21 protein-coding genes, 3 tRNA genes and 1 pseudogene are annotated in these 18,025 nt (G+C 62.5%); 17 read left to right on the forward strand and 8 right to left on the reverse strand.

Features of this window, described 5'->3' with window-relative positions; genetic code table 11:
• Positions 1–213 precede the first annotated feature (213 nt).
• Positions 214–423 carry a DUF3460 family protein gene (locus Q0799_RS00990; RefSeq protein WP_028995421.1) on the forward strand — a complete coding sequence of 70 codons (210 nt, stop codon included), beginning with the start codon at positions 214–216 and terminating at the stop codon, positions 421–423.
• Positions 424–520: 97 nt separating this feature from the next.
• On the opposite strand, the gene Q0799_RS00995 is transcribed toward Q0799_RS00990, so the two are convergent.
• Entirely contained in the window at positions 521–3,217 is a 2,697-nt protein-coding gene (locus Q0799_RS00995) for a bifunctional acetate--CoA ligase family protein/GNAT family N-acetyltransferase (RefSeq protein WP_298393252.1), read from the reverse strand.
• Positions 3,218–3,330: 113 nt separating this feature from the next.
• Positions 3,331–3,732 (reverse strand): OsmC family protein, encoded by a 402-nt coding sequence (locus tag Q0799_RS01000; RefSeq protein WP_298393253.1) that lies wholly within the window; start codon positions 3,730–3,732, stop codon positions 3,331–3,333.
• Between the two features lie 19 nt (positions 3,733–3,751).
• On the opposite strand from Q0799_RS01000, the gene Q0799_RS01005 reads away from it, so the two are divergent.
• Positions 3,752–4,273 carry a methyltransferase domain-containing protein gene (locus Q0799_RS01005; protein ID WP_298393255.1) on the forward strand — a complete coding sequence of 174 codons (522 nt, stop codon included), beginning with the start codon at positions 3,752–3,754 and terminating at the stop codon, positions 4,271–4,273.
• Here Q0799_RS01005 and Q0799_RS01010 read toward each other — a convergent pair.
• On the reverse strand, positions 4,266–4,868 hold the full coding sequence (locus Q0799_RS01010; RefSeq protein WP_298393256.1) for an arylesterase: 603 nt from the start codon (positions 4,866–4,868) through the stop codon (positions 4,266–4,268). The two genes, Q0799_RS01005 and Q0799_RS01010, sit on opposite strands and share 8 nt — an antisense overlap.
• On the opposite strand from Q0799_RS01010, the gene Q0799_RS01015 reads away from it, so the two are divergent.
• The gene (locus Q0799_RS01015; RefSeq protein WP_298393258.1) at positions 4,867–5,541 is read left to right on the forward strand and encodes an ABC transporter ATP-binding protein; all 675 of its coding nucleotides are present in this window, start codon (positions 4,867–4,869) and stop codon (positions 5,539–5,541) included. The two genes, Q0799_RS01010 and Q0799_RS01015, sit on opposite strands and share 2 nt — an antisense overlap.
• Here the strand turns inward: Q0799_RS01015 and hpnE are convergent.
• From hpnE to hpnC, 3 genes are read right to left on the reverse strand one after another with little or no spacing between them, the layout of a single operon-like run.
• Positions 5,517–6,737 carry a hydroxysqualene dehydroxylase HpnE gene (hpnE, locus tag Q0799_RS01020; protein WP_298393260.1) on the reverse strand — a complete coding sequence of 407 codons (1,221 nt, stop codon included), beginning with the start codon at positions 6,735–6,737 and terminating at the stop codon, positions 5,517–5,519. The genes Q0799_RS01015 and hpnE overlap by 25 nt on opposite strands.
• Before the next feature lie 4 nt (positions 6,738–6,741).
• Complete coding sequence (gene hpnD, locus Q0799_RS01025) at positions 6,742–7,575, reverse strand: presqualene diphosphate synthase HpnD (RefSeq protein ID WP_298393262.1); 834 nt, start codon at positions 7,573–7,575, stop codon at positions 6,742–6,744.
• 4 nt (positions 7,576–7,579) lie between these two features.
• A complete protein-coding gene (hpnC, locus tag Q0799_RS01030; RefSeq protein ID WP_298393265.1) occupies positions 7,580–8,389 on the reverse strand; it encodes a squalene synthase HpnC in 810 nt (269 codons plus the stop codon).
• Between the two features lie 39 nt (positions 8,390–8,428).
• Here hpnC and Q0799_RS01035 point away from each other — a divergent pair.
• Positions 8,429–8,513, forward strand: a tRNA-Leu gene (locus Q0799_RS01035).
• A 16-nt stretch (positions 8,514–8,529) separates the two neighbouring features.
• Here Q0799_RS01035 and Q0799_RS01040 read toward each other — a convergent pair.
• Positions 8,530–8,676: pseudogene (locus Q0799_RS01040) on the reverse strand (DHHA1 domain-containing protein); the annotation flags it as partial.
• A gap of 138 nt (positions 8,677–8,814) precedes the next feature.
• Here Q0799_RS01040 and Q0799_RS01045 point away from each other — a divergent pair.
• A complete protein-coding gene (locus tag Q0799_RS01045) occupies positions 8,815–9,015 on the forward strand; it encodes a hypothetical protein (RefSeq protein WP_298393268.1) in 201 nt (66 codons plus the stop codon).
• A gap of 60 nt (positions 9,016–9,075) precedes the next feature.
• Positions 9,076–9,492 carry a hypothetical protein gene (locus Q0799_RS01050; protein WP_298393270.1) on the forward strand — a complete coding sequence of 139 codons (417 nt, stop codon included), beginning with the start codon at positions 9,076–9,078 and terminating at the stop codon, positions 9,490–9,492.
• Here the strand turns inward: Q0799_RS01050 and Q0799_RS01055 are convergent.
• Positions 9,486–9,686, reverse strand: coding sequence for a SlyX family protein (locus Q0799_RS01055; RefSeq protein ID WP_298393272.1), 201 nt, complete (start codon positions 9,684–9,686; stop codon positions 9,486–9,488). The two genes, Q0799_RS01050 and Q0799_RS01055, sit on opposite strands and share 7 nt — an antisense overlap.
• Positions 9,687–9,928: 242 nt before the next feature.
• Between Q0799_RS01055 and Q0799_RS01060 the strand changes: the two genes are divergently transcribed.
• The 11 genes from Q0799_RS01060 (at position 9,929) to Q0799_RS01110 (ending at position 18,022) form a co-directional block, all read left to right on the forward strand.
• Positions 9,929–10,005: transfer RNA gene (locus Q0799_RS01060), tRNA-Val, on the forward strand.
• A gap of 134 nt (positions 10,006–10,139) precedes the next feature.
• Positions 10,140–12,056 (forward strand): threonine--tRNA ligase, encoded by a 1,917-nt coding sequence (gene thrS, locus Q0799_RS01065; RefSeq protein ID WP_028995806.1) that lies wholly within the window; start codon positions 10,140–10,142, stop codon positions 12,054–12,056.
• A 25-nt stretch (positions 12,057–12,081) separates the two neighbouring features.
• Complete coding sequence (gene infC, locus Q0799_RS01070) at positions 12,082–12,609, forward strand: translation initiation factor IF-3 (RefSeq protein WP_028995805.1); 528 nt, start codon at positions 12,082–12,084, stop codon at positions 12,607–12,609.
• Positions 12,610–12,694: 85 nt separating this feature from the next.
• Positions 12,695–12,892: a 50S ribosomal protein L35 gene (gene rpmI / locus Q0799_RS01075; RefSeq protein WP_028995804.1), complete on the forward strand. Its 198-nt coding sequence runs from the start codon at positions 12,695–12,697 to the stop codon at positions 12,890–12,892.
• An 11-nt stretch (positions 12,893–12,903) separates the two neighbouring features.
• Positions 12,904–13,263 carry a 50S ribosomal protein L20 gene (rplT, locus tag Q0799_RS01080; RefSeq protein WP_028995803.1) on the forward strand — a complete coding sequence of 120 codons (360 nt, stop codon included), beginning with the start codon at positions 12,904–12,906 and terminating at the stop codon, positions 13,261–13,263.
• 78 nt (positions 13,264–13,341) lie between these two features.
• A complete protein-coding gene (gene pheS, locus Q0799_RS01085; RefSeq protein ID WP_298393278.1) occupies positions 13,342–14,388 on the forward strand; it encodes a phenylalanine--tRNA ligase subunit alpha in 1,047 nt (348 codons plus the stop codon).
• A gap of 21 nt (positions 14,389–14,409) precedes the next feature.
• Positions 14,410–16,794 carry a phenylalanine--tRNA ligase subunit beta gene (gene pheT / locus Q0799_RS01090; protein ID WP_298393280.1) on the forward strand — a complete coding sequence of 795 codons (2,385 nt, stop codon included), beginning with the start codon at positions 14,410–14,412 and terminating at the stop codon, positions 16,792–16,794.
• Positions 16,795–16,805: 11 nt separating this feature from the next.
• Positions 16,806–17,114, forward strand: a complete 309-nt coding sequence (locus tag Q0799_RS01095) for an integration host factor subunit alpha (RefSeq protein WP_205750560.1) — start codon at positions 16,806–16,808, stop codon at positions 17,112–17,114.
• Positions 17,098–17,475, forward strand: coding sequence for a MerR family transcriptional regulator (locus Q0799_RS01100; RefSeq protein ID WP_298393282.1), 378 nt, complete (start codon positions 17,098–17,100; stop codon positions 17,473–17,475). Before Q0799_RS01095 ends, Q0799_RS01100 begins: the two co-directional genes overlap by 17 nt.
• A gap of 34 nt (positions 17,476–17,509) precedes the next feature.
• A tRNA-Pro gene (locus Q0799_RS01105) sits at positions 17,510–17,586 on the forward strand.
• 118 nt (positions 17,587–17,704) lie between these two features.
• Complete coding sequence (locus Q0799_RS01110) at positions 17,705–18,022, forward strand: H-NS histone family protein (RefSeq protein ID WP_298393284.1); 318 nt, start codon at positions 17,705–17,707, stop codon at positions 18,020–18,022.
• The last annotated feature ends 3 nt before the right edge of the window (positions 18,023–18,025 follow it).

The following is an 18,025-nucleotide window of genomic DNA, read 5'->3' on the forward strand; positions in this document are numbered from 1 at the left end:
TCCAAGTTTCTGATTTTCGCGAGAGTCCGACCTCCCCAAGTCAGAACTTCCCGCCATCGCAGGCTTACAAGGGCGCGATTATAAGAAGATTCTGATGTTGTGCAAGTGATCAGGATCAAATTCTTGCGTAATTGTTGCAAGACGCGCCGGCGAACCGGGGCGCGCCAACGTGCTAGAATCGCGCCCGTGCCAATTCCATCCGAGGGTAGAACAATGGGTGTTGTCGATACCGGCTATGTGTCTGATCACACGCGCTGGATGAACGAAATGCTGGAAAAGAATCCGCAGTGGGTCGAAGATCAGAAGGCCGGTCGTGCGCTGTGGTGGGACAAGAAGCAGGAAACCGAGTCGACCGCGCGCAATGCCGAGTCGAAGGTCGCGCAGAAGCCTTATCCCTACGACGTGAATTTCTTCGGCGAATAAACCCCGCCGGACATGAAAAAGCCGAGGTCGATGCCTCGGCTTTTTTGCGTCCGCAAAACCGGTGTTAGCCGGTTCGCGGCTTGTTCCGAAACCTGCATCAGCCGGTCAGCGGCTTGACCACGCGCTTGACGGCGGTGTCGTCGGGGTGCGGGTGGATGGTGAAGCCGAGGCTGGTCATCAGGCGGAACATCTTGCTGTTGGTCGACAGCACGTCGCCGACCACGGCGCGGTAGCCCTTGCTGCGGGCGCAGTCGATCAGCGCCGTCATCAGCTTGCGGCCGACACCGCACTTCTGCCAGTCGTCGCCGACGGCCAGTGCGAACTCGACCGATTCGCCGTCCGGATTGAGCACGTAGCGGGCAACGCCGATCTGGTGTTCCTTGCCGGTTTCGGCGTTGGGCAGCGTCGCAACCAGCGCCATTTCGCGGTCGTAGTCGATCTGCGTGAAGCGGACCAGCATGGTCTGGGTCAGTTCGCGCAGGGTGTCCATGAAGCGGTAGTAGCGCGATTCGTCAGACATGTTCTTGACGAATTCCTGTTCCATGTCGGCATCTTCGGGGCGGATCGGGCGGATGGTGACGACCTTGCCGTCGTTCATCGTCCAGTCCTGGATCAGGTGCACCGGGTAAGGATAGATCGCCATGTGCGCGTAGCGGTCGCCGCTGCTGTTGGCCGCATGGTCGATGACGATGCGGGCGTCGGCAGCGATGGCACCGTGCTCGTCGACGATCAGCGGGTTGAGGTCCATCTCGATGATCCACGGCAGTTCGCAGACCATTTCCGAGATGCACAGCAGGACTTCCTTGAGCGCTTCGCGGTCAACCGGCGGCATGTTGTGGAACTGGTCGAGCACCTTGGAGGTGCGCGTCGAGTCGATCAGGTCCTTGGCCAGGAACTTGTTCAGCGGCGGCAGCGCGACCGAGCGGTCGGAGAAGATTTCATTGTCGAAACCACCGGCGCCGAAGGTGATCACCGGCCCGAAGATCGGGTCACGCAGCACGCCGATCATGATTTCGCGGCCATGCGGGCGGGACAGGAAGGGCTCGATCGAGACGCCGTTGATCTTGGCGGTCGGGTTGCGCTTCTGTACCGTGTCGATGATGTCGTGATAGGCGTTGCGTACCGCCGGCGCATTCTGGATGTTGAGGCGGACGCCGCCGGCGTCGGACTTGTGCGGCAGGTCGGGCGAATCGACCTTCATGGCCACCGGGAAACCGATTTGTTCGGCCAGCAGCAGGGCCTCGGTGGCGGTGCGGGCAACCATGGTCTGGGCAACCGGCACCTTGAACGCGCGCAGGATGGCCTTCGATTCCATTTCCGAGAGTACCTTGCGCCGTTCGGCGAGCAGGGCCTCGATCAGCATCTTGGCGCCTTCGGCTTCCGGGCGCCCGTGCTGACGCGTCGGTTCCGGCGTCTGCAGCAGCAGCTTCTGGTTACGGTAGTACTTGGAAATGTGGTGGAACAGCTCGATCGCCGTTTCCGGCATGCGGAATGCCGGAATGCCGGAATCCTCGAGCAGCTTGCGCGATTCGGCCACCTGGGCTTCGCCCATCCAGCAACAGATGATGCGGCGGTTGAGCTTGTCGGAGATCGAGATGATCGCCTGGGCCACGCCCATCGGATCGGTCATCGCCTGCGGCGAGAGCATGACCAGGGTGCTGTCGACGTTCGGGTCCTGCGAGATCGACAGCAGGGCGTCGCGGTAGCGTTCGGGGGTGGCGTCGCCGCCGATGTCGATCGGGTTGCTGTGCGACCAGCTGGCCGGCAGCACCTTGTTCAGGTTGCCGATGGTTTCCGCGGCCAGTTCGGCCAGCGGAATGCCGAGGTCGCCGGCGCGGTCGGCCGCCATGGCGCCCGGGCCGCCGCCGTTGGTGATGATCGCCAGGCGGTCGCCTTGCGGGCGGAACTTGGAGGCGAGTGCCTTGGCCGCGTAGAACAGCTGGCCGACGTTCTTGACGCGGACGACGCCGGCACGGCGCACGGCGGCGTCGAAGACGGTATCGGAAACGGCGGCCATGCCCGAATGCAGGCGGGCGGCGTGCGAACCGGCTTCGTGACGGCCGGCCTTGAGCAGGATGATCGGCTTGATCCGCGCCGCCGAACGCAACGCGCTCATGAAGCGGCGGGCGTGGCGGATGCCTTCGACGTACATCAGGATGTAATGGGTGCGGCTGTCGTAGATCAGGTAATCGAGGATTTCACCGAAATCGACGTCTGCGGTCATGCCCAGCGAGATGACCGACGAGAAACCGACCTGGTTGGCCTGCGCCCAGTCGAGCACGGCCGAACACATGGCGCCGGACTGCGAGACCAGGGCCAGGTTGCCGGGCGCGGCGGAAGCGCGGGTGAAGGTGGCGTTGAGGCCGAGTTCGGGGCGGATGATACCGAGGCAGTTGGGGCCGAGCACGCGCACGTTGTAGGAACGGGCGATTTCCATTACCTTGCGTTCGAGCGCGGCGCCGATGTGGCCGGCTTCGGAGAAACCCGAGGCGATGACGATGACGTTGCGCACGCCGCTGCGGCCGCACTGTTCGATGATCTGCGGCACCGTCTGCGGGCGGGTGGCGATGACCGCCATCTCGACGCGGGCGCCGATTTCCTCGATCGACTTGTAGGCCGGCTGGCCCTGGATCGTCTCGTGTTTCGGATTGATCGCGTACAGGCGGCCCTTGTAGCCCGAGCCGAGGATGTTCTTGAAGATGACGTTACCGACGGAGTTTTCGCGGTCCGAGGCGCCGATTACGGCAACTGACTTCGGTTCGAAAAGTGCGGTCAGATAGTGCTGTTCCAACATGCTGGCTCTCTTTTCAGGCTATTGTTTTTACGCGGATTGTGCAGTGCAATATTTTCTCATACTCGAGTGGGCAATACCATGCAAAAAATGCGGGTATTGCCCTCGGGTTTCACCTAATCGACAAGTTTGCAATCGAGCTGGAAAGACTGCGACAAGGCCCGGTGAACCGGGCATTTGTTGGCGATTTCAAGCAGACGCTGCCGTTGTTCCGGCGTCAGGTCGCCTTCCAGCGTGATGCGGCGCTCGATGCAGTCGCGCAGCGCGCCGTCGACCTTGTGGTGCGACAGTTCGACGTTAACCCGCCGCAGCGCCAGTTCCTTGCGTTCGGCGTACATGCGCAGGGTCATCGAGGTGCAGGCGCCTAGCCCGGCCATGACGAAATCGAAGGGCGCCGGTCCGGCATCGCTGCCGCCCATGCTGGCCGGTTCGTCGGCAATCAGGCGGTGCTGGCCGGCGATGACTTCCTGCTGGTATCTTCCCTGTCCGTTTTCCCTGACGACAACCGTTCCCGACATGACGCGCTCCGTGAATGAAATGGCTCAAATCATACGCCCATCCGGCTGGATTGAACGTTACAGTTCGTGCCTGCCAGCAGCCGGTCGAATCCTCGACCTGGCCTGCGGTAGCGGGCGTCATGCCCGGTTTCTGGCAGGGCAGGGCCGGCAGGTGCTGGCGGTCGATCGCGATGCGTCGGCGCTGGCGGCGTTGAACGACGTCGCCGGCATCGAAACCCGCTGCCTCGATCTCGAAGGCGAAGTCTGGCCGCTGGCGGGTGAAACATTCGCCGGCATCGTCGTCACCAACTACCTGTGGCGACCACGGCTGCCGGAACTGCTCGGTCAACTGGCGGGCGGCGGCGTGCTCATCTACGAAACCTTCATGCTCGGCAACGAAGCCTGGGGCAAGCCGTCGAACCCCGATTTCCTGCTTCGCCCGGGCGAACTGCGCGCCGTCGCGGCGGCGGCCGGGCTGGAAGAAATCGCCTGGTTCGAGGGCTATGCCGGCGAGCCGAAACCCTGCGTGCGTCAGGCCATCGTCGCCCGCCGGCCTACCTGAGCAGTGGTCGCAGCGCCGGCCAGACGTGCTCCAGCAGCAGCGGCTGGGCGTCGGCGGTCGGATGCAGGCGGTCGGCCTGGAACAGTTCCGGGCGGGTCGCCACCGGTTCGAGCAGGAAGGGCAGGTAGGCGGCTTTTCCCGCCTTGGCGATGTCGCCGAAGCGCTGGAAGAACTGGTCGGCGTACGGCCCGTAATTCGGCGGCAGGCGCATGCCGGCGAGCAGCACGCGGGCACCGGACTTCCTGGCGGCGGCGATCATCGTCTCCAGGTTGTTTTCCATCTGTTTCAGGGGCAGGCCGCGTAGGCCGTCGTTGGCGCCCAGCGCCAGGATGACCACCGCCGGTTGGTGCTCCTTGAGCGCGGCAGCAAAGCGGGCGCGGCCGCCGGCGCTGGTTTCGCCGGAGATCGACAGGTTGGCGACGCTATAATCGAGGCGCAATTCGCGCAGGCGCTCCTGCAGCAGCGACGGCCAGGCCTGCTGCGGACGGATGCCGTAGCCGGCGGATAGCGAGTCGCCCATGACCAGGATGGTTTTGGCGGCCAGGGCCGGCGGCGCGAAGACAAGCAGCGATAACAGGAACAGGAAAGCACGCATGACGGAAAAACCGGTAGTTGAAGTGGTGGGTCTGGGCAAGACCGTCGATAACGGCGGCGAGCCCTTGACGATTCTGCAGGATATTTCCTTTTCGGTCATGCCGGGTGAGACCGTGGCCATCGTCGGCGCTTCCGGTTCGGGAAAATCCACGCTGCTCGGACTGCTCGCCGGGCTCGACGTTCCCACGGCCGGCGAAATCCGCCTCGATGGTGTCTCGCTTGCCGCACTCGACGAAGATGCGCGCGCGCTCGCCCGGGGCCGGTTGCTCGGTTTCGTCTTCCAGTCCTTCCAGCTGTTACCGGCGCTGACCGCGCTGGAAAACGTCATGCTGCCGCTCGAACTGGCCGGCCGCAAGGATGCGGCGGCGCTGGCGCGCGACTGGCTGGAGCGCGTCGGCCTCGGCCATCGCCTGAAGCATTACCCGAAGCATCTTTCCGGCGGCGAGCAGCAACGCGTCGCCCTGGCCCGCGCCTTCTCGCCGGCACCGCGGCTGGTGCTGGCCGACGAGCCGACCGGCAACCTCGATGCGGCGACCGGCCAACAGGTCATCGAGCTGATGTTCGACCTAAATGCCAAACAGGGAACGACGCTGGTGCTGGTCACCCACGATGAAGCCATCGCCGCCCGCTGCGGTCGCGTGCTGCGGATTCAGGCGGGGCGGCTGGCCGACTGAAGGACGGTCGCGGCGGCGCGCCGGCCGCTCCTGACGGCACCTTCGAGCGTTGCCGGGTAGTCGGCCCAGGTGTAATCGCCAGCCAGGACGAGGCGTGGGTCGGCGGTGATGTGGCTCGGTCGCGTCAGTTGCGGTCGACTGCAGAAGGTCGCCCGTTTTTCCCGGATCACCTGGTGCCAGCCGGCCGGGCCGAGGCCGAGCGCGGTTTCGATTTCCGCTGCCAGGGCTTCGTCGGACAAGCTTTCCCAATCGCCGTGGCCACTGATCGCACAGCCGAACAGGCCGTTACCGCGGTCGACCGCCCAGGCGCCGGTGTTGCCGCCGAGGTGCAGGAGCGGGAAGGCTAGTCGGGTATTTGCCGCAAATTGCAGGTAGACCGTGGCAATCGGCTCGTAATCGAAGCGAGCGTCGATTTCCGGCAACAGCGCGCCGATGTGCTGCGGGGCGACGGCGACGATGACCGCATCGTAGGCCTCGCCGTCGACGCAGGCATCGTTGATGCTGCGCACCCGGTGGCCGAAACGCAGCGTCGCGCCGTTTGCCGTGAGCCAGTGGCAGGCCGGTTCCGGCAGCAGTTCGCCGAAGGGCACGCGCGGCAGCAGCAGGTCGGTGTCGGCGCGGCGCGGGCTGCCCAGGCTGTCGCGCAGGACGTTCGCAAACAATTGCGCCGACGCGCGTTCGGCCGGGGTGTTGAGCGCCGCCAGGCAGAGCGGCTCCCACAGCTTTTTACGCAGGACGCCGGTCTGGCCGGCGGCGTCGAGCCAGTCGGCGACGCTCTCGTCGCGCGTCAGGCGAAAGCCGCGCCATTTGACGCGCTGCATCCAGAGCGCGGTCTTCAGCTTTTCCGGCGGGTCGACCGTGGCCGCCGTGAGCAGCCCCCAGGCGACGTTGAACGGTGCCGGCCAGCGCGGCAGCGCCAGGCGGAAGCCGTCGCGGTCGACAACCTGCAACGGGCGACGGTCGAACAGCGCGTCCGGGTCGGCGCCGACGTTGCGCATCAGCCCCAGTGTTTCGCGGTAGGCGCCGAGCAGCAAGTGCTGGCCGTTGTCGAGCGTGCGCCCGTCGATGTTGACCGAACGCCCGCGACCGCCGGCAACTCGGCCGGCTTCGTAGAGGGTGACGGCAGCGCCGCGCCGGGTCAGGTCGACGGCGGCGGCGAGCCCGGCCCAGCCGGCGCCGACGACGGCGACCTTCATCCGTTCAGCCCTTGATCCAGGTCTTCGCCGCCAGCCACAGCTTGCGCGTCGCCGGCAGCGAGATGCGCTGGTGCAGCACTTGGAAGTTCTCGCCGCGGATTTCCTCGAGCAGGGTGCGATAGATCGCCGCCATGATCAGGCCGGGGCGCTGGTTCTTGCGGTCGACCGCCGGCAGCAGGGCGAATGCCTGTTCGTAGTAGCGCTGCGCGCGCTCGTACTGGAACTGCATCAGCGCCGTGAAATTGTCCGAATAGCGGGCGTTGAGGATGTCGGCGGCGGGCACGTTGAACTGCTTGAGTTCGTCCATCGGCAGGTAGATGCGGCCGCGCCGCGCGTCCTCGCCGACGTCGCGGATGATGTTGGTGAGCTGGAAGGCCATGCCCAGGTCGTGCGCGTATTTCTGTGTCTGCCGGTCCTGATAGCCGAAGATTTCGGCGGCGAGCAGGCCGACGACGCTGGCGACGCGGTAGCAGTAGAGCGACAGTCCCTTGAAGTCGAGATAGCGCGACTGCTGCAGGTCCATCTCCATGCCGTCGATGATTTCCAGCAACTGCTCGCTCGGCAGGTTGATGCCGGGGGCGACCGCCTGCAGCGCCAGGCCGACCGGGTGGGTGGCCTGTTTCTCGGCGATGCGCTGCACCTCCATCCGCCACCAGACCAGCTTGGTCGAGGCGAGCGAAAGGTCGGAGCATTCGTCGACGACGTCGTCGACCTCGCGGCAGAAGGCGTACAGCGCCATGATCGCCTGGCGGCGTTCGGGCGGCAGGAAGAGGAAGCTGTAATAGAAGGAGGAGCCGCTCTTGGCGCACTTCTCCTGGCAGTATTGGTCGGGGTTCATGGGCTCACATTCTAATGGAACGGGCGAGCAGCACGAACCAATCGGCCTTGCCCAGCTTGGGGCGGTGGCGGAAGACGTCGCCGCGCACGCGCGCTATCCGCTCCAGGATGCGCAGGCCGCCCTGCACGGTGAGGCGGATTTCCCAGCCGATCCGCCCGGGCAGCGCATGGACCAGCGGCGCGCCGCGCAGCATCAGGGTGCGCGCCCGGTCGACCTGGAAAGCGATCAGTTTTTCCCAAGCCTCGCCGCAGCGGCCGGCGGCGATGTCGTCCTCGCTGACGCCGAAGCCCTGCATCTCGACCTGCGGCAGGTAGATCCGGTCCTTCTGCCAGTCGATGGCGATGTCCTGCCAGAAATTGATCAACTGCAGCGCGGTGCAGATGCAGTCGGACTGCATCAACTGTGTCTCGCCGGTGCGCTTGAACAAGGCCAGTACCAGCCGGCCGACCGGGTTGGCCGAGCGTCGGCAGTAATCGACCAGCTCCGGGTAGTCAGCGTAGCGCGTCTTGACCACGTCCTGGGCGAAGGCGTCGAGCAGGTCGCGGAACAACTGGATGGGCAGGGCGTGGGCGGCGATGACTTCGGCCAGGGCGACGAATAGCGGTGTCTGCGGGGTGTTGCCGGCGTCGATGCGGTCGAGTTCGGCCTGGTAGGCGGCCAGCTCGGCCAGGCGCTGTTCCGGCCTTGCCTCGCCCTCGTCGGCAATGTCGTCGGCGCTGCGCGCGAAGCGGTAGATCACCTCGATCGGCCGGCGCAGCGGCGCCGGCACCAGGATCGAGGCGACGGGAAAGTTCTCGTAATGGTCGACTGACATGGGCGTTATTCGTGCTCGGTGTTAGAATGCGCCCTGCCTGCCCAGGTGGCGAAATTGGTAGACGCACCAGATTTAGGTTCTGGCGTAGCAATACGTGGGGGTTCGAGTCCCTTCCTGGGCACCAGGCCTAGCACTTCCTCAAGGAATTGCCCGGCAGGCAGGCGAAAGCCGGCGGCATTGCGGTGACCGCCGCCGCCGTAGCGAACGGCAATCGCGGCGACGTCGTAGTCGCCATTCGAGCGTAGCGAAATCTTGGCGTCGCCGTCGGCGGATATCTGCCAGATCATCCCGAAACTTCCCGATTTTTCTGCCAGCAGGTTGCCTAGTTCGGAGGCGAACAGGCCGTTTGCGTTGACCGCCAGCCCTGTGCAGGCCAGCCAGCTACCGGCAGCGTCACTGATGATCTCCTGGCCGTGGCGAAGGGCTTGCACCGCGTCCACCGGCTCGCCGCGCAGGCGGGCGCGACACAGCAGCTGGCTGTCGGCCAGACGGGCGGATTCGATGCGGAAGAACTGGTCGATGGCCTCTCCCCGCAGCACCATCTCGCGATAGCGCGGCGTCCCCGTGTTTTCCGTGGCTTCGACCAGCGCCTGCCAGCCGGAGAAATCGAAAGGCTGGAGGCGTAACTGCCGACAGACGGCCCGGGTGTCGGCCAATGAAAAGCGCCACAGGTCCTGGTCTTCGATATGTTGCAACAGCAAGGGCATGGGCAGGTCGTCGTGGAAATGCTCCCAGGCCAGACGGGTGCCGGATTGCGCCATGTGGAAGCGGACATCGAGCGCGCGGGCGGCATCATGGTAGCGCTGCATGCCGCCTGCTTGTGCCTGCAGTTGTCCGGCCCAGTGTTGCATGGCCGAGGCGTGATGGTCGAGTTGGCTGACCGAAGCGGCGAGGGTGCTCATCTCGCCGAGGATGTCCGGCGTGAAGGAGAAGTCCAGTATATATACGTCGCGTCCGCGGATTTCGTCAGCCAGCCAGGGGTCGCCATGATGCAGCGGGCGGTAGAAGGCGCTGTCGCCAAAACGTCGCCAGGCGGCGAAGGCGGCGCCGAAGCCGTCGAGGCAGTCGGCGTGATAATAGATCGTGCTTGGCATGCTCAGTAGTGCGGCGGTATTTCGTCGCGCAGGCTGCGGAATTCGGTCGGCTGCAGACCGTTGATCTGATCGCGCAGCGTGCGCACTTCATTGACCAGAAACTCGATCTGCTGTTGCTGGCGGTAAACGATCTTGTTCAGTTCTTCGAGCTGGTCTTCAGTGAAGCTGATCTTGATTTCCAGTTCGGTCAGGCGTGATTCCATGGTGTTCTTCCGTAGGGCTGGCCGGTGGCCGTTGGCGTTCCCTGCGCTGAGTCTGGCGTCGTTCGTGAAGCAGGGGCAGGGTGGCGCCGATCAGGGTCAATGCGCACAATCCGAATATCAGCCAGCCGGTGTTCATGTGTCGATAGGATCGTCTCGGGAAGCAAGCATGTTACTTCGGATCAAAAAAATTTCGTACGAAATGTTGACAAATCCCTTGGGGCGTCTATAATGCGCGCTTCTTCAGGCGGTTAGCTCAGTTGGTTAGAGCGCCACGTTGACATCGTGGAGGTCGTTGGTTCGATTCCAATACCGCCTACCAAATTCCTGACGGAGTCGTTTTGGTCACTTTCCGAACTTGCACTGCAGTTCAGAAACTCTAATCGAGTCGGCTTTCGTTCATCCAAAAAAAGTGCGGCTCAGCCCGCACTTTTTTTTCGTCCAGAGAATCCTGTCATGCCCGATATCAAACTTCCCGATGGTTCCATCCGTTCCTTCGAGCAGCCGGTCACCATCGCCGAGGTGGCAGCCAGCATCGGCGCCGGCCTGGCGCGTGCGGCGCTGGCCGGCAAGGTCAATGGCAAGCTGGTCGATACCTCGTACCTGATTGAAGAAAATATCGATCTGGCCATCGTCACCGATCGCGACGCTGACGGCCTGGAGCTGATCCGCCACTCGACGGCACACCTCCTGGCCTACGCGGTCAAGGAGCTGTTTCCGGAAGCCCAGGTGACCATCGGCCCGGTTGTCGAGAACGGCTTCTATTACGACTTCGCCTACAAGCGCCCGTTTACACCGGAAGATCTGGTTGCGATCGAAAAGCGCATGGCCGAGCTGGCCAAGAAGGACATTCCGGTGACGCGCGAAGTCTGGAATCGTGACGACGCGGTCAATTTCTTCCTCGGTCAGGGTGAAAAGTACAAGGCCGAACTGATTGCCGCGATTCCCGCCGATCAGCAGGTCTCGCTGTACCGCGAGGGCGATTTCATCGACCTCTGCCGAGGTCCGCACGTACCGTCGACCGGCAAGCTAAAGGTGTTCAAGTTGATGAAGGTGGCCGGTGCCTACTGGCGTGGCGATCATCGCAACGAACAACTGCAGCGTATCTACGGTACCGCCTGGGCGAAGAAGGAAGATCTCGATGCCTACCTGCACATGCTGGAAGAGGCGGAAAAGCGCGATCACCGTCGTCTGGGCAAGCAGTTCGACCTGTTCCACATGCAGGACGAGGCGCCTGGCCTGGTCTTCTGGCACCCCAAGGGCTGGTCGGTGTGGCAGGAGGTCGAGCAGTACATGCGCAAGGTGTACCGCGACAACGGCTATCAGGAAGTCCGCTGCCCGCAGATTCTCGATCGTTCGCTGTGGGAGAAATCGGGGCACTGGGATCACTACAAGGACAACATGTTCACGACCTCGTCGGAAAACCGCGATTACGCGGTCAAGCCGATGAACTGTCCGGGGCATGTCCAGGTGTTCAATTCCGACCTGCGTTCCTATCGCGAACTGCCGCTGCGTTACGGCGAGTTCGGTTCCTGCCACCGCAACGAACCGACCGGCGCGCTGCACGGCCTGATGCGCGTGCGCGGTTTCGTTCAGGACGACGGCCACATCTTCTGTACCGAAGACCAGATCGAGTCCGAAGTGACCGCGTTCAACGCGCTGGTCAAGCAGGTTTATGCCGATTTCGGTTTCAACGACGTCGCCGTCAAGCTGGCGCTGCGTCCGGAAGGGCGGGTTGGTTCCGACGAAGTCTGGGACAAGGCCGAGGATGCCTTGCGTCAGGGCTTGCGTGCTTCCGGTCTGGAGTGGACCGAGCTGCCGGGCGAGGGGGCTTTCTACGGGCCGAAGATCGAATTCCACATCAAGGACGCGATCGGTCGCTCCTGGCAGTGCGGCACCATGCAGGTCGATTTCTCGATGCCGGGCCGGCTCGGTGCCGAGTACGTGGCCGGCAACGACGAGCGCAAGGTGCCGGTCATGCTGCACCGGGCCATCCTCGGTTCGCTGGAGCGCTTCATCGGCATCCTGATCGAGAACTTCGCCGGTGCGCTGCCGCTGTGGCTGGCGCCGGTGCAGGCCGTGGTGCTGAATATTTCGGAAAAGCAGGCGGATTACGCCGCCGATGTTGCGCAAAAGCTGCACCGGGCAGGCTTCCGGGCCGAAGCGGATTTGCGCAACGAGAAAATTACCTATAAAATTCGGGAACATAGCTTGAACCGGCTGCCTTATCAGCTTGTTGTAGGCGATAAGGAAAAGGCGGACGGACTGGTGGCCGTGCGTACACGCGGCGGTCAGGATCTCGGACAGATGACTGTCGAGGCACTGATCGAGCGACTTCAAGGGGAAGTCGCGGCGCGTAGTGGCACGGCTTAATTATTGATATTTCGGGGGTTTTACCATCGCTCAGAACAAGGCCCATCGTTTAAACGATGAGATTACGGTGCCGGAGATTCGTCTCCAGGGTTTGGAAGGTGAACAGCTAGGGATCGTCAGCATCCGTTCCGCGCTGCAGATGGCCGAAGAGGCCGGTGTTGATCTCGTTGAGATCGCGCCGACGGCGAAACCGCCGGTCTGTCGCATCATGGATTACGGCAAGTTCAAGTACCAGGAACAGAAGCGCGCCCACGAAGCCAAGCTGAAGCAGAAACAGGTGCAGGTCAAGGAAATCAAACTGCGCCCGGGTACCGACGAAAACGATTACCAGATCAAGCTCAGGAACATGACGCGTTTCCTGGAAGAAGGCGACAAGGTCAAGGTGACCCTGCGCTTCCGGGGCCGCGAAATGGCGCACCAGGAATTCGGCATGCGCCAGCTGGAACGGATCAAGGCAGATCTCGACGCGATTGGTGCAGTTGAGCAGATGCCGAAGATGGAAGGTCGTCAGATGATCATGATCATCGGGCCGGCCAAGAAGAAGCAAGCGTAGTAAAGAAGTAGTTATTAGTGCTTTCGGGTAGTACAAGCGTTCCCGCCGGGAACCACCTGACGGCATGACATTAAGGAGCATCAAAATGCCCAAGATGAAGACCAAGAGCAGCGCCAAGAAGCGCTTTTCGGTCCGCGCTGGTGGTTCCATCAAGCGTGGTCAGGCCTTCAAGCGTCACATCCTGACGAAGAAGACCACCAAAGTTAAGCGTCACCTCCGTGGTGCCGCAGCGGTGAACGAGCGTGACGTCGCATCCGTTCGCGCCATGATGCCCTACGCGTAAGGAGATAGCACATGTCCCGAGTTAAACGTGGTGTAACGGCTCGCGCCCGTCACAAGAAGGTTCTCGCACTGGCCAAGGGTTACCGCGGTCGTCGCAAGAATGTATACCGTATCGCCAAGCAGGCGGTGATGAAGGCTGGTCAATACCAGTACCGTGACCGTCGTCAGCGCAAGCGCCAGTTCCGTTCCCTGTGGATCGCCCGTATCAATGCCGCCGCTCGTGAGCTGGGCATGAAGTACAGCACCTTCATGAACGGTCTGAAGAAGGCCAACATCGAAGTCGACCGCAAGGTCCTGGCCGATCTGGCCGTCTTCGATCAGCCGGCTTTTGCCGCCCTGGCCGCACAAGCCAAGGCCAAGCTCGACGCCTGAGCAGAAGCTTGAAGAAAAAAAGGAGGCGCAAGCCTCCTTTTTTGTTTGAATATCGTGCAGTCACGTTGGTAGAAGTCCATGGACAATCTTGATCAGATCGTTAACGAAGCCAAAGCGGCTTTTATTGCCACCTCGGATCCGGATGTGCTGGAGCAGGTCAAGGCCCGTTATCTGGGAAAAACGGGGCAGATCACCGAGCTCCTGAAGGGCTTGGGCAAACTTCCGCCCGAAGAGAAGAAGACCGCCGGTGCGGCGATCAACCTGGCCAAGAATGCAATCGAGGAAGCGCTGAACGATCGGCGTGAAGCCTTGCGCAAGGCCGCGCTCAATGCGCGCCTGGCCGAAGAAGCCCTGGATGTCACCTTGCCCGGTCGCGCCGAAGCGCGCGGTGGCCTGCATCCGGTGACGCGCACGCTGGAGCGCATCGAATCCCTGTTTGCTTCCATCGGCTTCGAAGTCGCCGACGGCCCGGAAATCGAAGAGGATTTCCACAATTTCACTGCGCTGAACACGCCCGAGGATCACCCGGCGCGTTCGATGCACGACACTTTCTATCTGCAGAACCCGGACGGCTCGCTGGCCGACAAGGTGCTGCTGCGCACCCACACCAGCCCGATCCAGGCGCGCTACATGCAGGCGCATGTGGCCAAGTACGGTCAACTGGAAACCATGCCCGAGATTCGCATCATTGCGCCGGGCCGGGTCTATCGCGTCGATTCCGACGCGACGCACTCGCCGATGTTCCATCAGGTCGAAGGCCTGTGGGTTGGCGAGAACGTCTCCTTTGCCGACCTCAAGGGCGTCATCGCCGATTTCCTCAAGAGTTTCTTCGAGACCGACGATCTGACCGTGCGTTTCCGCCCGTCCTTCTTCCCGTTCACCGAACCCTCTGCCGAGATCGACGTCGCTTTCATGAGCGGCGCGCTGAAGGGGCGCTGGCTGGAAATCGCCGGTTGCGGCATGGTCCATCCGAATGTGCTGAAGATCGCCGGCATCGATCCGGAAAAATACACCGGCTTCGCTTTCGGCTTTGGCCCCGACCGCCTGACCATGCTGCGTTACGGCGTCAATGACCTGCGTCTGTTCTTCGAAGGTGACCTGCGCTTCCTGCGTCAGTTCGCCTGATTCATCTTTCGGGACATCCCCATGAAATTCTCCGAATCCTGGTTGCGTACCCTCGTCGATCCCAAGCTGTCGAGCGAGGAGCTCTCCCATCTGCTGACCATGGCCGGGCTTGAAGTCGAGGAGCTCGAGCCGGTCGCGCCCGCCTTCACCAGTGTTGTCGTCGCCCAGGTGCTCGAGGTCGTCAAGCATCCCGACGCCGACCGACTGAACGTCTGCCAGGTCGATATCGGCAGCGGTACGCCACAGCAGATCGTCTGCGGCGCGCCCAATGTCGCCGCCGGCCTGAAAGTGCCGTGCGCGCTGCCCGGCGCCGAACTGCCCGGCGATTTCAAGATCAAGATCGCCAAGGTACGTGGTGTCGAGTCTTCCGGCATGCTGTGTTCCGCCAAGGAGCTCGGCATTGCCGAGGATGCGTCGGGCCTGTTGATCCTGCCGGCCGACGCGCCGGTCGGCCAGTCGATTCGCCAGTATCTCGACCTCGACGATCATCAATTCGAACTCAAGCTGACGCCGAACCGTGCCGACTGCCTGTCGCTGCTCGGCATCGCCCGCGAAGTCGGTGCCATCACCGGTGCCGCGACCTGCCTGCCGGTTGTCGCGGAAGTGCCGGCGAGCATCGCCGATACGCGTGCCGTCGTGCTCGACGCGCCGCAGGCCTGTCCGCTGTACTGCGGGCGCGTCATCAAGGGCGTCGATGCCAAGGCGCCGACGCCGGAATGGATGAAGCGCCGCCTGGAACGCAGCGGCATCCGCGCCATTTCGGCCTTGGTCGATATCACCAATTACGTGATGCTCGAACTCGGCCAGCCCTTGCATGCCTTCGACAACACCAAACTGGAAGGCGCGGTCCATGCCCGCCTGGCCAAGCCCGAAGAAAAACTGCTGCTGCTCAACGAGCAGACGATCGCTGTCGACGCCGATGTGCTGATGATTGCCGACGACGTCAAGCCGCTGGCCATGGCCGGCATCATGGGCGGCGAGGAGAGCGGCATCACGCTGGAAACCGGCGAGTTGTTCCTTGAGTCGGCTTTCTTCGCGCCGAAGGCTATCGCCGGTCGCGCCCGTCGCTACGGTTTTGGCTCGGACGCTTCGCATCGCTTCGAGCGCGGCGTCGATTTCGGCGGCACGCGCCGCGCCATTGAGCGCGCCACGCAACTGATCCTTGAAATCTGCGGCGGCCAGGCCGGTCCGGTGGTTGAAGCCAAGGCCGCATTGCCGGTCCGTCAGCCGGTGCGCCTGCGCACCGCGCGTGCCGAAAAGGTGCTCGGCCTGCCGCTCGGCGCCGAGCGCATTGCTGGCCTGTTCAAGGGCCTGGCCCTGTTCTTCGAGCAGCAGGGTGACGATTTCCTGGTGACGCCGCCGTCGTGGCGTTTCGACATGGAGATCGAGGAAGACCTGATCGAGGAAATCGCACGTCTCTACGGCTACGACAACATTCCGTCGCCGGCGCCGCGCGCGCGGATGGCGATGCTGCGCCAACCGGAAGCGCAGCGGCCGGCATTCCGCATCCGCCAGATGCTGGCTGACCGCGGCTACCAGGAAGTGGTCAATTTCGCCTTCGTCGAAACCGAATGGGAAGCCGATTTCTCCGGCAAGACCGCCGAAACCGACCTGATCCGCCTGGCCAACCCGATCGCCAGCCAGATGGCGGTCATGCGCTCGAACCTGTTCGGCGGCCTGATCGCCAACCTGGTGACCAATCTCAAGCGCAAGCAGACCCGCGTCCGTCTGTTCGAAGTCGGCCGCACTTTCCATCGCGATGCCGCCGCCGTGCCGGTGGCCGGTTATCGCCAGCCCTGGCGCCTTGGCGGTCTTGCCTTCGGCGGTGCCTTGCCCGACGGCTGGGCCAGCGGTGGCCGCAAGGTCGATTTCTTCGACGTCAAGGGCGATATCGAGGCCTTGCTGGCCCCGGCCGTCCTGCGGTTCGAGAAGCTCGCCCATCCGGCGCTGCATCCCGGTCGCGCCGCGCGCATCCTGCTTGATGGGGTCGATATCGGCTGTATCGGCGAACTGCATCCGGAATGGGTGCAGAAATACGAACTGACTGCCGCGCCCGTGTTGTTCGAGCTCGAATTCGATGCACTGAAGGCGGTCGTCGTGCCGGCCTATGCCGAGGTTTCGAAGTTCCCGGCGGTGATTCGCGACCTGGCTGTGGTCGTCGATCGCGATCTTGCCTTGCAGGCCATGTTCGATGGTCTGAGAAGCGCACTTCCGGCTCTTGTCACCGATCTTCAGTTGTTTGATGTGTACGCCGGAAAGGGCGTTCCTGAAAACAAGAAAAGTCTTGCGTTACGGGTAGTTATGCAAGATACTCAACGCACTTTGCAAGATTCGGAAGTTGATGCGGCGATGCAGCAACTGATCGCCTGTCTGGAGAAGACCTTCGGCGCCCAACTGCGAGCCTGAGGAAAGATAAGATAACGATGACGCTCACCAAAGCCGAACTCGCCGACCTGCTTTTCGAGAAAGTCGGTCTCAACAAACGCGAGGCCAAAGACATGGTCGAGGCCTTCTTCGAAGAAATCCGCAATGCCCTGGAAACCGGCGACGGCGTCAAGCTGTCCGGCTTCGGCAACTTCCAGTTGCGCGACAAGCCGCAACGTCCGGGGCGCAATCCCAAGACCGGCGAAGAAATTCCGATCACCGCGCGGCGCGTGGTGACCTTCCACGCCAGCCAGAAACTGAAGTCCGATGTCGAGCTTGCCTTTGATGGAATCGCGGCCTAAGTCCCCCGGCAGCGAAGATCTGCCGCCCATTCCCGCCAAGCGCTACTTCACCATCGGTGAAGTCAGCGAGTTGTGTGGCGTCAAGCCGCACGTGCTGCGTTACTGGGAGCAGGAATTCAACCAGTTGAAGCCGGTCAAGCGGCGGGGTAACCGCCGTTACTATCAGCATCACGAAGTGCTGCTGGTGCGTCGGATTCGTGAGCTTCTTTATAATCAGGGGTTTACCATCAGTGGAGCGCGCAATCGTCTCGACGAGGGTGGTGCCGTTGAGCGCCCTGTTGCGGGCGCAGAAGCGGCGCAGAAAAAATCTGCCGGTCTGCGTGACGAATTGAAGTCAATTATCGAGATGTTGTCGGTTTGAATTTTCCGGATTTGCGCTATAATGCTCGGCTTGTCGGGGCGTAGCGCAGCCTGGTAGCGCACTTGCATGGGGTGCAAGGGGTCGCGAGTTCGAATCCCGCCGCCCCGACCAAAGATAAGAAAACCGGCTCAGGCCGGTTTTTTTATTTCCTGTTTCAATTTTCATATTGAAAAATATATCCGGCTAAATTAAATTAGGTCGCTGATTTAATATTAACCAGGAGATTATCATGGATTTGTCTGCACTTTCCCTTGCCGAATTGCGCGATCTGCAGCAGCAGATTCCCGCCGAATTGAAGCGCCGCGAGGCTGCCGAAAAGGCAAATGTCCTGAATGAAGTCCGCGCTTTTGCCAAAGCCCGTGGTTTTGCCATCGAGGATTTGCTGGGCAAGGAAGTCAAAGTAAAAACGTCTACCGGTGGCAAGGTCAAAGTCAAATACCGTCATCCGCAAAATGCCGAGCTCGAATGGACCGGCCGTGGTCGCAAGCCGAAATGGGTTGAGGCATGGCTGGCTCAGGGCGGCAATCTGGACGCACTGCTGGTTTGATTC

The organism is uncultured Azonexus sp., assembly GCF_937982035.1.
In the GTDB taxonomy this organism is placed as follows: Bacteria; Pseudomonadota; Gammaproteobacteria; order Burkholderiales; family Rhodocyclaceae; genus Azonexus.

Excerpts from the sequence above, each read along its gene's own strand:
- Q0799_RS00990 (WP_028995421.1), top strand. The coding sequence starts at position 214 with ATGGGTGTTGTCGATACCGGCTATGTGTCTGATCACACGCGCTGGATG.
- Q0799_RS00995 (WP_298393252.1), bottom strand. The coding sequence starts at position 3,217 with ATGTTGGAACAGCACTATCTGACCGCACTTTTCGAACCGAAGTCAGTT.
- Q0799_RS01000 (WP_298393253.1), bottom strand. The coding sequence starts at position 3,732 with ATGTCGGGAACGGTTGTCGTCAGGGAAAACGGACAGGGAAGATACCAG.
- Q0799_RS01005 (WP_298393255.1), top strand. The coding sequence starts at position 3,752 with ATGGCTCAAATCATACGCCCATCCGGCTGGATTGAACGTTACAGTTCG.
- Q0799_RS01015 (WP_298393258.1), top strand. The coding sequence starts at position 4,867 with ATGACGGAAAAACCGGTAGTTGAAGTGGTGGGTCTGGGCAAGACCGTC.
- Q0799_RS01010 (WP_298393256.1), bottom strand. The coding sequence starts at position 4,868 with ATGCGTGCTTTCCTGTTCCTGTTATCGCTGCTTGTCTTCGCGCCGCCG.
- hpnE (WP_298393260.1), bottom strand. The coding sequence starts at position 6,737 with ATGAAGGTCGCCGTCGTCGGCGCCGGCTGGGCCGGGCTCGCCGCCGCC.
- hpnD (WP_298393262.1), bottom strand. The coding sequence starts at position 7,575 with ATGAACCCCGACCAATACTGCCAGGAGAAGTGCGCCAAGAGCGGCTCC.
- hpnC (WP_298393265.1), bottom strand. The coding sequence starts at position 8,389 with ATGTCAGTCGACCATTACGAGAACTTTCCCGTCGCCTCGATCCTGGTG.
- Q0799_RS01050 (WP_298393270.1), top strand. The coding sequence starts at position 9,076 with ATGTTGCAACAGCAAGGGCATGGGCAGGTCGTCGTGGAAATGCTCCCA.
- Q0799_RS01055 (WP_298393272.1), bottom strand. The coding sequence starts at position 9,686 with ATGGAATCACGCCTGACCGAACTGGAAATCAAGATCAGCTTCACTGAA.
- thrS (WP_028995806.1), top strand. The coding sequence starts at position 10,140 with ATGCCCGATATCAAACTTCCCGATGGTTCCATCCGTTCCTTCGAGCAG.
- rpmI (WP_028995804.1), top strand. The coding sequence starts at position 12,695 with ATGCCCAAGATGAAGACCAAGAGCAGCGCCAAGAAGCGCTTTTCGGTC.
- rplT (WP_028995803.1), top strand. The coding sequence starts at position 12,904 with ATGTCCCGAGTTAAACGTGGTGTAACGGCTCGCGCCCGTCACAAGAAG.
- pheS (WP_298393278.1), top strand. The coding sequence starts at position 13,342 with ATGGACAATCTTGATCAGATCGTTAACGAAGCCAAAGCGGCTTTTATT.
- pheT (WP_298393280.1), top strand. The coding sequence starts at position 14,410 with ATGAAATTCTCCGAATCCTGGTTGCGTACCCTCGTCGATCCCAAGCTG.
- Q0799_RS01100 (WP_298393282.1), top strand. The coding sequence starts at position 17,098 with ATGGAATCGCGGCCTAAGTCCCCCGGCAGCGAAGATCTGCCGCCCATT.
- Q0799_RS01110 (WP_298393284.1), top strand. The coding sequence starts at position 17,705 with ATGGATTTGTCTGCACTTTCCCTTGCCGAATTGCGCGATCTGCAGCAG.